Origin of the sequence: Paenibacillus sp. PastF-3 (assembly GCF_029893135.1) — a bacterium.
GTDB lineage: Bacteria > Bacillota > Bacilli > Paenibacillales > Paenibacillaceae > Paenibacillus_AQ > Paenibacillus_AQ nitricinens.
Genome location: NZ_JARXWM010000002.1, coordinates 36,468 through 51,555, shown reverse-complemented (window position 1 = coordinate 51,555; position 15,088 = coordinate 36,468). Strand labels below are relative to the sequence as shown.

The window sequence follows — 15,088 nt, the reverse complement described above, 5'->3', positions numbered from 1 at the left end:
CCCCCGATTTCTATGTTGGGGGTTTACAAGTAATGGTTTTACTTTGATGTGACGCGGAGAAGCGAAGGAGGCAACCGTATGAATGATATGGATATCAAGGAACTTCAGCAAGCAGATGCGCCGGAACTGAAAGAAGGCGTCCACGGTTACAGCAGTGAGACAAATTGGGTGAAGCCGGAAAATCCAGTTACGCTGGAAAGGTTGGAATGGTTCAAGGATCAGAAATTGGCCCTAATGATGCATTGGGGACCTTATTCGCAGATCGAGGTCGAGTCCTGGATTCTCAGCGACGAAGACGGTGATTGGGCACGTAAGGATGTCGACTGGACGAGCGACTACGAAGAGATGAAGCGCGAATATTTCGGACTCAACCGCACGTTCAATCCTATCCGCTTCCAGCCGGAGCTATGGGCGGAAATCGCTGCCGAAGGCGGGTTTAAATATTTGATTTTTACGACAAAGCATCACGACGGATATTGCATGTGGGACACACATACGACGAATTACCGAATTACTGGTTCTGAAACGCCATTTCATGCACATCGCTATGCCGACGTCTGCAAGCATGTGTTTGACGTTTTCCGCAGCAAGGGGCTTGCGATCGCCGCATATTTTTCGAAGGCGGATTGGCAATCGCCGTATTACTGGGCACCAGGAATGGAACGGGGCAGCAATACGTGGAGAGGGCCCTCGTACTCCCCCGGGGAATATCCGTGGCTTTGGGAGCAATTCGTCGATTTCACCCATGAGCAAATCATGGAGCTGATGAGCCTTTACGGCCGGATCGATATCTTGTGGCTGGATGCGGGCTGGGTTAAAGATAGCGACCAGGTAAAGCAGGACATTCGGTTGGGCGAGGTCGTCGAGCGCGCCCGTCAAAAACAGCCGTGGCTGCTATCCGCGGATCGAACAGTCGGAGGGCCTTACGAAAATTATGTGACGCCGGAGCAAACGATTCCGGAGCGTCCGCTGAACGTGCCGTGGGAAAGCTGCATAACGATCGGCACACAGTGGGCTTTCAAATACGATGACCAGTATAAATCGGGGAGAGAGCTCGTTCGCATTCTGATGGAAGTCGTATCCAAAGGCGGGAATTTGGCGCTTAACGTAGGCCCTCAGCCCGACGGACGATTGCCGGCTGGGGCGGTTAAGAGTATCAAGGAGTTGGGCGCATGGATGAAGGTTTACGGTGAAGCGTTATACGGCACACGCGTGTGCGGGCCGTATTTTACCGGTTCCTGCGCGTTCACCTCGAAAGGAAATACCGTATACTGTACGTACTTGTATGAAAGCGCAGATGAAGCCGTCGCCAAGCACGTTCATATTCCGTATCAGCAGCCCGTTTTAGGCATCGAGCTTGTTGGAAGCGACGCTGAGCTGCAGGTTGAGCGTACACCGGAAGGAATCTCGATCACGCTCCCGGATGGCGAATTAAACGGGCAGACTCCAATCGCCCATGTTTTCCGCATGCAGAAGGGTGAGGAGATAAAGTGAACGATAAGATTCTTGCTTTAAGTCTATTATACGATGAGGTCTGTGGGAAATAATACGAGCGCGGCGGCAGATAAAAAAAGTAGCCGGATGACAAATATATGTTTGAACACCAACCCGCGTAAATTGCGGGTTTTTTCCTTTGTCAGCGTATATTCTTGCCAGAAATCATTGTCAAGAATAAGTACCGTTAGCTGATTCTCGAATTAGGCTTACGCTAAGGAAGAGGATTCAGAACATGGACTGGAGCCAAACTTAATTTGGAAATTATTCTCAAATTTTTATTGCATCTCCTTCTCCTTTTTGCTATATTTGATATTAACAACTTGTTAATATCAAAATGTTACTAACAACTAACTGAATGGTGAAGGTTAGAGTATTTAATGAAAGCGAGGGGATGAAAGTGGATAAAACATGGGGTGGCTGGAATCTGTTTGAAATCGTCTGGCTATTTTTGTTTACCTCAATTGCTATTGCGTTTACGGTTATATCTAAAGATTCCTTATTCGGTTTTACAGTCTTTATCACCGGGGTGCTATGTGTGGTGCTCGCGGCGAAAGGAAACCTGATGAGTTATGTTTTCGGAATGTACAATACCGTCGGTTACGCATACTTGGCTTATATAAACGGTTTGTTTGGAGAGGTCATGCTGAATTTGTTATTCTTTGTTCCTATGAATGTCGTTGGCTTCTATATGTGGAAAAACAACCGCCAAGACGGCAAACTATCCATGCGACAGATGGATCTTAAGTGGTTATTCCTTGTTGGAGCGGTCTGCGTAATAGGCTGTCTGCTACTGGGAATCGGGCTATCGTTCATCCCAGGGCAGAACTCGCCTTATATCGATGCTATTACGACAGTATTGTCCATAGTGGCTACCTTTTTAATGGTCAGTAGATTTAAGGAACAATGGCTGTTCTATATTGTTTTGAATATGTTTACGGTGCTGTTGTGGGTTATTCGGATGCTGGAAGGCAGTGGCGAGGGGGTGCTGATGATCGTCATGTGGAGTGCGTATCTGGTTAACGCGGCATACGGCTATTACAATTGGAATAAAGGGGCTAAGGAGGTGTCGGCATGAAGAGGCTTGGATTAACGCTGGGGAAGTTTGCCCCGTTGCATAAAGGACATCAATTCATGATCGAGACGGCGTTGCAAGAGGTCGACGAATTGATTGTGGTAATCTACGAAACGACGGTGACCCCAATTCCGCTTCATATCCGGGCGAACTGGATCCGCAAGCTCTATCCAATGGTCCGGGTAATTGAAGCTTGGGACGGTCCAGACGGATATTCGAACGATCGGAAGCATGAGATTCGAGAGGAGAAGTATATTCTGGGGCTGCTGAAGGGCGAGCAAGTGACGCATTTTTATTCTAGTGAGTTTTACGGTGAGCATATGAGTGTCGCATTAGGCGCGGTGGATCGGCGGGTGGATGAAGCCCGTGAGCAGGTGCCGATTTCGGCCACGATGGTACGTGCCGACCCTTATAAATACCGCAGATTTATAAGTGATGTAGTGTATAGGGGGTTAATCACGAAAGTGGTTTTTGTGGGAGCGATGTCCACTGGCAAATCTACAATCACTGAAGCGCTGGCGCGGCGGTATCGCACAACCTTTGCGAGTGAATATGGGCGTGATTACTGGACCGAGCATCAAGAAGATCGTAGAATCAGCCTAGAAGCGTTCGATGAGATCGCTTTAGGCCATATCGAACGTGAGGAGCAGGCGCTGCTGGAAGCTAACCGATATCTCTTTGTCGATACCAATGCAATTACCACATATATGTTTGCCTTGGATTACCACGGCCGGGCTCCTGAGTGCTTATCCCGGATCGCATTAGAAAACGCGCAGCGCTACGATCTATTTTTCTTGTGTGACGATGATATTCCTTATGAGGATACATGGGACCGTAGCGGGGACCAGAAGCGGCATATTTTTCATAAGCAAATCATTGCGGATTTGAAAGAGCGGCGGATTCCCTATATCGTGTTGCGAGGAAACCTAGAGGAACGAATGCACAAAGTAAGTGAGGTCTTGACAAAGTTTGAGCCCTACCAGAACTATTTCGGAGAGTTACACGGCTAGGATAAAGAACAAAGGAGGCAAGGACACATGAATTTGTTGGATCGCGATGGACTTACGGAACATCAATTTCTCGAGCAGTACCGTGCCGGGGATTTCGAGCGGCCTTCGGTGGCAGCGGACATGGTCATTTTCACCGTTACGAACACGGAGGCTGACAGCTACCGTAAGCTTCCGGAAAAAGAGCTGCGAATTCTGCTCATTCGTCGGGGAGGTCACCCGTTCTTGGGCAATTGGGCACTTCCAGGCGGCTTCGTCCGGCCGGACGAGACCACGGAGCAAGCGGCGGTGAGGGAGCTGCATGAAGAAACCGGCGTGGATGACGTATATTTAGAGCAGTTATACACCTTCAGCGATGTTGGAAGGGACCCTCGTACCTGGGTAATGAGCTGCAGCTACATGGCCTTAATCAACAGTGATCAGGTACAGCTGAAAGCAGGAGATGACGCTGACCTAGCTGCCTGGTTCAAGGTAACCTATCGGCTTCTGCGCGAGCGGAAAGAGATTATTGAGGATGGGTATGTGAAAACGAAGGAATACGAGCTCAAGCTAAGCAGCGATGAAGAAGAGTTTACGGCAGTTGTGGGTCGGACGATGACATCAAAGTCGGCCTCTACGTCAACCGCATACTCCATTGTATCAAATGACGGATTGGCTTTTGATCATGCAAAGATTATAGCTTGCGCTATTGAGAGACTGCGGGGAAAAGTGAATTACACCGATCTTGCGCTAAACTTGATGCCGGACTTCTTCACTTTGACGGATCTGCAGCAAGTTTATGAGGTGATCTTAGACAAAGAGCTGCTGAAAGCCGCATTCCGGCGTAAAGTAGCGGATCTCGTAGCGGAGACCGATCATTATACTGAAAATGCGGGACACCGTCCTTCCCGCTTGTATCGAAGAAATATGGAGGAATATCAATGATTTATAATATCGAGCAGTTAAGAAAAGCTTATATCGCGGGCAAAACGTTCAAGTTTGTGTTCTTCTGGGGCCATACACCGCCAAAGCACGACGGTGTCGACAAAAGCTGCTTCAGCCAATGGTGGATGAGTCCTTTCTTGGTAGAGGGGATGGAGTATTCCTGTGTCGAGCAGTTTATGATGGCCGAGAAAGCAAGACTGTTTGGAGATGACGAAATGTTGGACGCGATCCTTAAAGCAAAGCATCCCAAGGAGATGAAAGCTTACGGACGTGCAGTAAGAAACTTCGAAAATGACACTTGGGATAAAGAATGCTATAACATTGTCAAAAGAGGAAATATAGCCAAATTTTCGCAGAATCCGAAGCTTGGAGAATATCTCAAGTCAACGAAAAACCGTATTCTCGTCGAAGCTAGCCCACAGGATCGCATCTGGGGAATAGGTATGAGCCAGTCCAATCCGGATGCGGAGAATCCCGTGAAATGGAGGGGGAGGAACTTACTTGGATTCGTGCTGACCGAAGTGAGGGACGAATTGCTGCGAGATTAACTTCTACCGGAATTATTTTTGATAAAAGAATGAAAAGATAACGAGATCCCTTTGGATTTCGTTATCTTTTTTGTTCACTCTCTAAAAGTCTCTCCTTCATCACCCCAGGCGTACAGCCATAAGTATTTCGGAAGATTCGGATAAAATAATTCGTCTCCATTCCCAGTTGAACCGCAATATCCTGAACGAGAATATCAGCATTCTCTGTCATTAACTGTATCGCACGTTCTAGTCGCAGATTCTGTAGATATTTATGTGGAGTTACGGCATATTCCTGTACGAATAGACGCTGGAAATGCTGGACGGAATACCCTACAGCAGCAGCTAGATTGGAGATAAGGAGTGGCTCAGTATAATGTTCGTTAATAAGCTCAACCGCCTTAGCCAAGGCACCATTACGCACAGACTCAAGTTCAAAACGACTGCCTGAGGTGTGTTTGGATTCAGAACGTCGTAACATCAGAAGTAATCGATATAGGGTTATAGATAGATCCTCCATCCCATGCTCGTCTTGGCGACTAGCCGTCTGAGTGTTCGCCGTATGCCAGATCTTTCCGATCTCCTCCCAACATTGTTCAAAACGAGCAGGGTGATAGGGGGAAAAAGGGAGAAGGCCAATCCCCTCCAGCAAGCCTTGTGATTGAATGCCTTCGATCCCGATGAAGCCGACATGCCACGGTTCATGTGAGGTTGGATAATATTCATGTCCTCGATCTGGAGGGAAGGCGAAGACCATTCCAGGTTCTAGTGTGATCTCAGTGCCGCTCTCCAGATCTCGAAAGAGTCCAGTTCCGGTACGAATCAGAAAGATTTGGTGCACAGGAAATCCAGCAGGACGTACATGATGAAATTGGATATGACGACCTACAGAATAGGGATATAAAGGAAGTGTCTCCGCGTCGCGCGGTAATTCTATCAGAGAAAAAGGAAGCAGGATGGTTCACCTCATATTCATTTTGTGCTATCACTTCGAGAGTATATTCCTACTGCTGAAGAGGACTTTTCTTTTATTATAAATAGTATAAATGATGATTCGTGATTTAGATAGCTAAGGCGTCTAACCAATCATCAGAGAATAGTCCCATTCATAACATGGGCAGAATTGAGAGGATGATCTTACACAATGAGTAAAAAACATTCCCCGATTAGCAGCAAAGCTCCAGTGATGCTGCACGGTGCTGATTATAATCCTGAGCAATGGCTGAAGTACCCGGAAATTTTGCGTGAGGATATTCGTTTGATGAAGCTTGCGAACTGTAATGTGATGTCTGTTGGGATTTTCTCTTGGGTATCCTTAGAGCCTGAAGAAGGCGTATTCACTTTCGATTGGCTGGATGGTGTATTGGATTCTTTTGCAGAGAATGGGATTTACGCATTTCTCGCAACACCTAGTGGAGCGCGGCCCGCTTGGATGTCTGAGAAGTACCCTGAAGTTCTAAGAGTGGAACGTAATCGTGTTCACAATTTACATGGCTTCCGTCATAATCACTGCTTCACCTCCCCTGTGTACCGGGAAAAGACTGCAATTTTAAATGCGAAGCTAGCAGAACGTTATAGCCAGCATCCTGCGGTTATCGGTTGGCATATTTCGAATGAGTTTGGTGGCGAATGCCACTGTGATCTTTGTCAAAATGCTTTTAGAGGTTGGTTGAAGGACAAATATAATAACAATCTGGATGAGGTGAATCATGCTTGGTGGGCTACGTTTTGGAGTCATACCTATACTTCATGGACACAAATTGAATCCCCGGCTCCACACGGAGAGACGCAAGTGCACGGCTTGAATCTCGACTGGCGTCGGTTTGTCAGCGAACGGACGATTGATTTCTGTCAGCATGAGATCAATACTGTTCGCCCGTACAATCCAGCGTTGCCAATTACAACGAATATGCATATGATCGATGGCATTGATTACCGCGAACTGGCTAAAATTCTGGATGTTGTCTCATGGGATGCTTATCCAGAATGGCATTATACTGAAGACGGTGACGATGCTAGACTGGCCGCATGGACGGCGATGCACTACGATTTAATGCGTTCTTTTAAAAAGAAACCGTTCCTCCTCATGGAAAGCACGCCATCACTTACGAACTGGCAATCGGTCAGTAAACTGAAGCGTCCTGGCATGCACAAGCTGTCTTCGCTTCAAGCGGTAGCGCATGGTTCGGATTCTGTACAATATTTTCAATGGCGTAAAAGCCGGGGCTCTAGTGAGAAGTTTCACGGTGCAGTGGTTGACCATAGCGGCCACTCCGAGACTCGTGTGTTTAAAGACGTTACAGAGGTAGGAAAGATGCTGGCTGGAATGACAGAAGTAGTAGGTACATCAACTCCAGTAAAAACAGCAATTATTTTCGATTGGGACAACCGCTGGGCGATCAAGGATGCGCAAGGCATTCGTAATTCTGGATTGTGTTATGAGGAGACTGTACTACAGCATTATCGTGCACTTTGGGAGTTAGGCATTCCGGTTGATATGATCGGATCAGGGGATGATCTGTCCGATTATAAGCTGGTAATTGCACCTATGTTATATCTGATCAGTGAAGAGAATGGAAAGCGTATCGAGAAGTTTGTTGAACAGGGCGGAACATTCCTGACAACCTATTGGTCTGGTGTCGTTAATGAAACGGATTTATGTCATTTGGGTGGATTCCCAGGACCGCTGCGTAGAACGCTCGGCATTTGGGCGGAAGAGACCGAAGGGCTGCATAGCCGTGATTTGAATGGTGTTGTAATGCAGGCGAGCAATGCACTTAATCTAAGTGGAGATTATGATGCGCATGAAATTGCTGAGCTGATCCACTTGGAAGGTGCGGAAGCATTAGGCACTTATCGCAGCGATTTCTATGCTGGCCGTCCAGCGCTTACGGTAAACCGTTTCGGTGAAGGAAATGCCTATCATCTCGCTACTCGTGTGAAAGACGCCTCTTTCTACGTTGAATTGTATGCTGCAATCACTTCTAAAGCAGGAATTACTCGTGCGCTTGATAGTGAGCTACCAACTGGTGTGACAGCGCAGCTTCGGACGGATGGAGAGAGCGATTATATCTTCGTGCAAAACTTCAGCGGAAGTCCGCAAACGGTACAATTAAATGGAGAAGAATACACAGATATAACTTTAGACACTGCTGTTCCGGCTGTGTTGAATCTAGCGGTAAATGATCTCGCAATGTTGAAGCGTAAATCGTTAGTATAAAAAGAAGGCAGGACCTGAGGAATTCAGGTTCTGCCTTTTTAAAATTAATCTATAAATCGTCCCATCATAATCGTGTTATAGAATTTTCCGTCTGCAAGAATCTTATCATTCTTTAATATTCCCTCGATCTCAAAGCCAAGCTTCTGATAAAGGGTAATAGCTTTGTCATTTGTTTCGAGGACATTTAAAGTGATTTTTTGGATACCGTTAGCGTCGGCCCAAGCAATAGATTCTGATAAAAGATTTTTTCCAATTCCATAACCCCAATAATCCTGCAGCACACATACTCCGAACTCGACTTTATGAGCCGATCTTGCTAATGAATGACCTTCGCATCTAGAGAACCCAACGATTTGATCATTAACTACCGCGATTAGAAATAAGTTACGTAGTTTCTCTGAATCAGATTGAATTAGCTGCTGAAACCCTATTTCGTCTATAAAAGCCTCCCCTGGTTCTCTGTCTAAATTCTCGGTCTCCCCATCGATTTGTACTCTTAATTTGGACAATGTCATAGCATCCGTAGTGTTTGCAGATCTAATGGTGTATTGGGTTCCTTTCACGGCAAATGTTCGTTGATTAATAATCATTTGTCCTCCGTTACTACTGCTGATTTTAGAAATATTGCCTCGATACCCTCGATAATACGAGTATAATAACTCACTTCATGGGGTACAAAATGGGTTTTGTCTACATCCTGCTCAATGGTAATTCTATGTCCATGCGCATCGATTTGAAAACCGTTGACTTGTAGACAATGTATTTCTCCCTGCCAAAATCTACGGAGATCAGAGAACTTAGCTTTGACAATGCCGGTGACCTCTTCTTTTTGTAGCTGAAAATCTTCTAGACGATAGGGATTGTTATAAACAAAGACATGCGCTCGTTCATTATCGATAAGGTTTTCTTTTCTCATACTGTAAGGAATTGTCCCTAGCGGGATCAGGTCTTCAAAAGATAGCTCTAGTCCCAGCTCTTCATGAACCTCACGTGTTCCATCTTCTACAGTTTCGTTTGCTAGCAAATGTCCTGCGGCCGTGATGTCCAGTAGTCCCGCATAATCTTGTTTCTGTTCACTGCGAAGTTGTAAGTAGATATAGGGTATTTCCTGATCTTTGCTTATAAACCAGCAGTGGAAAGTCTCATGCCAATGTCCTAACCGATGCACCTCTTCACGTGGAGCCGTACCTGTTCGGTTGCCTCCTTCATCAAAAATGGTAAGTATCTCATTATGCATAGAAAAGCTCCTTTATGATGATTTCTTCTTCCTAAAGCCTATCATAAAAACATTCGAATTACCCTGAATGTTAGGAGGTTCTTATTGACAACAGCTAGAATGAAATGTATATTTTTGGATGTTAATCAAAGGAGGAGTTAAATGAATTTAGTAACCATGAAGCAGAAGGATTTGGACACTTTAAGTGATGAAAGATTAGGATGGGCCTGTATGGAGCCTACCTTTCAGCAGATTCGCGCAAAATCACCATCGATCAAATCCGAAGTGATCTCAAAGCTCACAGATGGACAGAAAGCACTTTGTATGTTCAGAGTAATGCATGATCACAGCCGTAATTCCGAAGGGGAGTATTATGCTTGGATTTCTTACATGCAAGACCAGCCGGGGTATTGGACAGGAGTGATGGGAGGTATACGATTTTTTGGCGACGAACCAATGCAACTTTTGCTTCAGGAAACAAAGGCATTTCTCGAAGAAAGAAACAATCGACTTGGAATACAGTGGGTTGATGCTACCCTCACGGATCTCGATCGTGACCCTGAGTTGTTGAGAGGGATGAGTGGTTTATTTGAACGGTTTAAGAACATAGCCGAAAATAGCCACCGATTGATTGGCGAGTATATTCGTGCACATCCGGGAGAATTTGTGGAGATAGAAGGCTAATAATTATGAAAAAAAGTAAATTATTTTTATTATTTCTTATAGTAATAAATCTGCTTCTTTATGGAGTTCCCTTATATCACAGTTATAATTCATTTCAAAATCTTGTACTGGATCGAATCGATGCTACTCAAATCACCTCCGTTAGAGTTCTTAAGAGTTCTAATGAACAAGATATTAAAGTGGATGACCCGAAAGAAATTGAAAAGATCATACATGAGTTTTCTGACGTGAAATTAAAAAGAAGTGGTGCATCCGAACGACCTGCGGAGACCTATTGGATAAGAATATATGTAAATAAAGATCAGCGCTTTGGAATGACACTCTATGGCACAGATTACTTGTATTTCAGCGATCGATCTAGTAATAGTAAGTATCACTCTGGAAATTTTAAGATTACAAGTAAATTTGATGGGGAATCCATTACAAGCTTGTTTAAGTAAAAATAACCCGTTGCCACAGGCAGCGGGTTAAATGTTTTAGGTTATTTATCTTGCCATCCATCCACCGTCAACATTAAGAATATGACCATTCAAATAGTCTGAAGCTGCGGAAGCCAAGAATACAGCAGGACCTCTTAGATCATCTGGTGTTCCCCAACGTGCAGCTGGAATACGATCTAAGATCGCGTCCGAACGACTTTGGTCGGCACGGATCGGAGCTGTATTTTCAGTCGCCATGTAGCCTGGTGCAATCGCATTGATGTTCAGACCGGAGCCTGCCCATTCATTGGCAAAAGCTTTAGTAAGACCTGCAACCCCATGCTTACTCGCGGTGTAGCCAGGGACATTGATTCCGCCTTGATAGGAGAGCATAGAGGCGATGTTAATGATTTTGCCGGATCCTCTTTCCAGGAAGTGGCGGCCAGCGATCTGAGACAGAAGGAACACGGTGTTCAAGTTCAGGTTAATAACATCGAACCAGTCTTTTTCACTATGGTCTTTTGCCGGAGTACGGCGGATCATTCCTGCACAGTTCACGAGAATGTCAACATGACCAGTCAGTTCAAGTGCTTGGTCAAATGTGTTTTGCAGGTTGCTATGATCACTTAAGTCAGATTCGATGCTAACCGCTTTTACGCCAAAAGCTTTTGCAGCGTTTACGGTTTCTTGACTTGTATTAAGTGATACGGCTGCTATATCCGCACCTGCTTCTGCGAAGGCAAGGGCAATGCCTTGTCCAAGACCTTGAGCTGCACCGGTTACGAGTGCTGTTTTACCTGCCAAGCTGAATAATGATGATGACATTATAAATTACGCCCCTTTGATTAAATGGATTTAATTCCGGTTATTACTCACATTCAATGGCAACGCCTGCACCGCGGAACTGTTCTGCCGTTTCGGGAGAGAGTCCTTTATCTGTTAAGATAACGTCAACTTCCTGCAGAGAAGCGAATGTACGCAGCGCAGTTTGGCCGAATTTATGATGATCCACAACCGCGAACACTTTACGGGCAGTAGACACAAGGGCTTGCTTAAACTCAATTAAATCTCCTGTATAAATAGAAAGTCCATGTTCGATATGAATAGCTGTCGAGGACAGAAATGCTTTTTGAATATTAAGTTGTTGCACATAGGAGACGGCTTCAGGGCCGGCCAACATATTGCGGACACGGTACCCCCCAGGAACGACGAGACGAATATGATCTTTGAGAACCAGTTCGCTGATGATGTATACATCATTGGTGACTACCGTTAGAGGCATATTGTCCAGGCGTCGGGCAATTTCAAGCGTTGTGCTCCCGCCGTCAAGAGCTATAATATCGTCCTTTTCAATATGGGCAAGCGCGCGCAAGGCGATCTCCGTTTTTTCGTCGGAATACTTATCCAGTGGATCCTTAGAGGGCAAAATACCAAACTGGTCGCTTTGTGCCAGCACAGCTCCGCCATGTACACGTACAATCAGTCCTTGCTCCTCCAGCTTGCTCAAATCCTCACGAATTGTTTTTCCCGTAACCTGTAGCTTATCGCTCAGTTCATTCACCGTTACATCTTTTTGGTTCAGCATAACTTCCATAATCATCTCATGTCGTCGTATCGGGTTCATCCGCTTGCCTCAGCTTTCCGTAATTGATTAAAATTATAAGAAAGTTTAAGTTTCACGTTAGACTCTTCCTTATAATTCCCGCACAAACGCTTATCGTCCTTAAAAGGACGCCGAAGGCGTTTTAGCTTGTCTCTATTGTAGTTCTTTCATGGATACGGGGTCCATATCATCATATCTTTTATTATCGCCAGCCATACTCCAGATAAAAGTATAGTTATGAGTACCAACACCACTGTGGATGGACCAGCTTGGGGAAATAACCGCTTGTTCGTTTTGCATTACGATATGGCGAGTTTCATTAGGCTCTCCCATCAAGTGGAACACAACGGAATCGTCCGGTAGATCAAAATAGAAATAAGCTTCCATCCGGCGTGGATGTGTATGTGCCGGCATCGTATTCCACATGCTACCTGGCTTCAGTTGAGTCATACCCATAACTAGCTGAGCGCTTTGTACGCCGTTTGTATGAATGAACCGGTGAATGGTACGCTCGTTGGAGTTCTCCAAACCGCCCATCGCACCGGATTCGGATTCAGCCAGAGTGGTTTTAGTAGTTGGATAGGACTGGTGGGCAGGTGCAGAATTCAAATAAAATTTAGCGGGCTTGGAAGCGTCTGCACTTTTGAAGATAACATCTTTAGAACCCTGACCAACATACAGACATTCTTTGAAATCTACTTCATATTCTGTACCATCGACAATAACCGCCCCTTTACCGCCAACATTGATGATCCCTAGCTCACGGCGCTCCAAGAAGTAAGTAACCCCAAGTTCTTTAAGGTCAGTTGTAAGTGCAACTTCTTCCTTAACAGGATTAGCACCGCCAACGATCATACGATCCTCATGGGTAAGTACTAGTTTCAGTTCATCGGGTGCAAAAATGACAGGAATATGGAATTCCTTGCGGAGGCGCTCAGTGTCAAACTGCTTAACTTCATTAGGATGGGATGCAAAACGTCTTTCCATGGATTATTCAATCTCCTTCAAAAGCATATTTTCGTTCGTATAGGTACAATTTACTCCATTTATGTTCATTTTACAAGTGTTTATTTTTATATATTGGTTCATTATAGTTTATTTATAAGTTTTAATAATTGCAAAATGAACGAAAAGTGTGCACAATAGATCTAAAATGCTTAGTTCTCATTTATAGGATTGTTATCATACTATTGAAAATTGAGATGTGGGAGGTTGAACTTGAATGCTAGAGTCGAATGGGATTCAGAGTACTTATCAGGACCGTCAACAAGAAATCATTATAAGTATAGCGCTGGAAGCGCAGAGACGGCCTCTGCTTGAGAGTGGACTCTGGTTCCACGATGATGTGCGAAATAACTTTTATTATGCCTCATATCTTTTTGCAGCTGCAGTAGATGATTCTTTGTCGTTGCCTTTTGACCGGGAAGAAGCAAAGCAGAAGGCACAGGATGTGTTGCTTGAGACATTAATGCTACAGAATCGTCAACCTGGCACGGAGCTATACGGGCACTGGCCGCTTGGATTGAATCCGGTTCCACGTGAGGCTTCACCGCATGAGTTACCTGTGGAAATTATGGGCAGCTTGCTGGTTTACTTTTGCAAAAGATATGGTGGAGCACTAAACGCTCAACTTCGCATTGTCCTGAATACAGCATTTGGACACATTTATCGGAGTGGTTTCTACCGTAAGCCGGTAATCACTTTTGGACATCATGAAGCGAAATATACAGCAGCAAAGCTGATTTTTGGCACTATGTTTGCAGATGATGTGCTCGTTGAAGATGGTCGGCAAAGTTTGAAGGACACATTGACGTACATCCGCTCTAAGGGGATGCCAGAATACGGCAGTCTCCCGTGGTTCTGGCATTGGATACAAGCGTTTACCTGCGCTTTGGAGCTTGTCCCAACAGAGGATACGGATTTAATAACTACTCTTAAAGAGATGCTTGATCATCTTTGGATGGTAAGAGCTGAGTTTTATTTACGCGGAGCTTGGGTGGGTGCACATTCTAGAGGTTGGCCACATGATGTACCAGGAGATGCTAATGTGCTTCATGACTATATTCAATTCGGGGACTTCAAGCTTTCAGTGGCAATGCCACGTACGGAATACGCTGGACTCCTGTTCTATAAAGCACCAAATGAGGCTTTAACAGCTGCAATGAATCGCCAGACGCCTGTGGAAACCACTAAGATTACACAGAAGGTAGTCCCAGCAGATCCGAACGCTCAACCGTTGCTTCATTCTTATGCCTATATTACAGAGGATTATGCAGCAGGCGGGATGTGGGAGCGAGTAGAAGAATTCGACAATGAACAGCTCCGGTGGGCTTTTTCCTTGCCTGTAAGTGGAGAGGGTGGGGGGAACCAGCTGTATTTCTTCCACCCAGGTCAATACTACAATTCGGGAGATCCTCGCCATCAGAGTCGTTATATGGAGGTCCTTTATCACAAAAATGTAGTTATTTCTTTATTTCCCATTCCTCAGGGGGAAAAAAATACGATTATCGGTGTTCTTCCTCACGGGGAGTGGATGCAAGGCCTGAACGCCTTGTTCGGTCACGTTGGCGATGTCTATTTCGCAATATATCTATCTCATCTATATCATCTGCAAAAACATAAGGGATACATTGAGGTAACAGCTACAGGGATGCCGGGTGGGGTGATCGTTGAGGCGATCGGTGTTAAGGAGTCTGCAGAGCGTGGAATCATCGGACTGGATGCATTTGTAATAGCTATGGCCCATAATGAACCCCGATTTGAGACGGAAGACGGATTGGCGGCTCATTATACGACCAGTAATGGCGATAGATTGCATTTGAGTATGAAGAGCGAGTCAGAGCCACCGCGAGCTTTGCTGAATGGTGAGAAGATCTATTTGGAGAACTATACGGTTTAATAAGAACTCAACATATTTGT

At 45.3% G+C, this 15,088-nt stretch carries 15 protein-coding genes; 9 read left to right on the top strand and 6 right to left on the bottom strand.

Annotated features, from left to right (window positions below):
- The first annotated feature begins 87 nt into the window (after positions 1–87).
- The 5 genes from M2444_RS04195 to M2444_RS04175 all read left to right on the top strand — a co-directional run bounded on the left by M2444_RS04195 (position 88) and on the right by M2444_RS04175 (position 5,048).
- Positions 88–1,494: an alpha-L-fucosidase gene (locus M2444_RS04195; protein ID WP_481857471.1), complete on the top strand. Its 1,407-nt coding sequence runs from the start codon at positions 88–90 to the stop codon at positions 1,492–1,494.
- A gap of 400 nt (positions 1,495–1,894) precedes the next feature.
- A complete protein-coding gene (pnuC, locus tag M2444_RS04190; RefSeq protein ID WP_280786380.1) occupies positions 1,895–2,572 on the top strand; it encodes a nicotinamide riboside transporter PnuC in 678 nt (225 codons plus the stop codon).
- Complete coding sequence (locus M2444_RS04185; protein ID WP_280786379.1) at positions 2,569–3,579, top strand: AAA family ATPase; 1,011 nt, start codon at positions 2,569–2,571, stop codon at positions 3,577–3,579. Before pnuC ends, M2444_RS04185 begins: the two co-directional genes overlap by 4 nt.
- Before the next feature lie 27 nt (positions 3,580–3,606).
- Positions 3,607–4,500 carry an NUDIX hydrolase gene (locus M2444_RS04180; protein WP_280786378.1) on the top strand — a complete coding sequence of 298 codons (894 nt, stop codon included), beginning with the start codon at positions 3,607–3,609 and terminating at the stop codon, positions 4,498–4,500.
- Entirely contained in the window at positions 4,497–5,048 is a 552-nt protein-coding gene (locus M2444_RS04175; protein WP_094872995.1) for an NADAR family protein, read from the top strand. Before M2444_RS04180 ends, M2444_RS04175 begins: the two co-directional genes overlap by 4 nt.
- A gap of 61 nt (positions 5,049–5,109) precedes the next feature.
- Here M2444_RS04175 and M2444_RS04170 read toward each other — a convergent pair whose 3' ends face one another.
- Positions 5,110–5,964 (bottom strand): AraC family transcriptional regulator, encoded by an 855-nt coding sequence (locus tag M2444_RS04170; RefSeq protein ID WP_256990658.1) that lies wholly within the window; start codon positions 5,962–5,964, stop codon positions 5,110–5,112.
- Positions 5,965–6,171: 207 nt separating this feature from the next.
- Here M2444_RS04170 and M2444_RS04165 point away from each other — a divergent pair, with 207 nt between their 5' ends.
- Positions 6,172–8,247: a beta-galactosidase gene (locus tag M2444_RS04165; RefSeq protein WP_280786377.1), complete on the top strand. Its 2,076-nt coding sequence runs from the start codon at positions 6,172–6,174 to the stop codon at positions 8,245–8,247.
- A 44-nt stretch (positions 8,248–8,291) separates the two neighbouring features.
- Here the strand turns inward: M2444_RS04165 and M2444_RS04160 are convergent, their stop codons facing one another.
- Together M2444_RS04160 and M2444_RS04155 are read right to left on the bottom strand one after the other, a co-directional pair.
- Positions 8,292–8,837, bottom strand: a complete 546-nt coding sequence (locus M2444_RS04160; RefSeq protein WP_280786376.1) for a GNAT family N-acetyltransferase — start codon at positions 8,835–8,837, stop codon at positions 8,292–8,294.
- Positions 8,834–9,484, bottom strand: a complete 651-nt coding sequence (locus M2444_RS04155; protein WP_280786375.1) for an NUDIX hydrolase — start codon at positions 9,482–9,484, stop codon at positions 8,834–8,836. Before M2444_RS04155 ends, M2444_RS04160 begins: the two co-directional genes overlap by 4 nt.
- A gap of 141 nt (positions 9,485–9,625) precedes the next feature.
- Here M2444_RS04155 and M2444_RS04150 point away from each other — a divergent pair, with 141 nt between their 5' ends.
- A complete protein-coding gene (locus tag M2444_RS04150; RefSeq protein WP_280786374.1) occupies positions 9,626–10,147 on the top strand; it encodes a hypothetical protein in 522 nt (173 codons plus the stop codon).
- A 5-nt stretch (positions 10,148–10,152) separates the two neighbouring features.
- Complete coding sequence (locus tag M2444_RS04145; protein ID WP_280786373.1) at positions 10,153–10,587, top strand: DUF5301 domain-containing protein; 435 nt, start codon at positions 10,153–10,155, stop codon at positions 10,585–10,587.
- Between the two features lie 45 nt (positions 10,588–10,632).
- On the opposite strand, the gene kduD is transcribed toward M2444_RS04145, so the two are convergent.
- From kduD to kduI, 3 genes are all read right to left on the bottom strand, one after another.
- On the bottom strand, positions 10,633–11,391 hold the full coding sequence (kduD, locus tag M2444_RS04140; protein WP_094878445.1) for a 2-dehydro-3-deoxy-D-gluconate 5-dehydrogenase KduD: 759 nt from the start codon (positions 11,389–11,391) through the stop codon (positions 10,633–10,635).
- A 43-nt stretch (positions 11,392–11,434) separates the two neighbouring features.
- On the bottom strand, positions 11,435–12,190 hold the full coding sequence (locus M2444_RS04135; RefSeq protein ID WP_280786372.1) for a DeoR/GlpR family DNA-binding transcription regulator: 756 nt from the start codon (positions 12,188–12,190) through the stop codon (positions 11,435–11,437).
- 132 nt (positions 12,191–12,322) lie between these two features.
- The gene (gene kduI, locus M2444_RS04130; protein WP_094878444.1) at positions 12,323–13,156 is read right to left on the bottom strand and encodes a 5-dehydro-4-deoxy-D-glucuronate isomerase; all 834 of its coding nucleotides are present in this window, start codon (positions 13,154–13,156) and stop codon (positions 12,323–12,325) included.
- A gap of 235 nt (positions 13,157–13,391) precedes the next feature.
- On the opposite strand from kduI, the gene M2444_RS04125 reads away from it, so the two are divergent.
- A complete protein-coding gene (locus M2444_RS04125) occupies positions 13,392–15,068 on the top strand; it encodes a hypothetical protein (RefSeq protein ID WP_280786371.1) in 1,677 nt (558 codons plus the stop codon).
- Positions 15,069–15,088 lie beyond the last annotated feature (20 nt).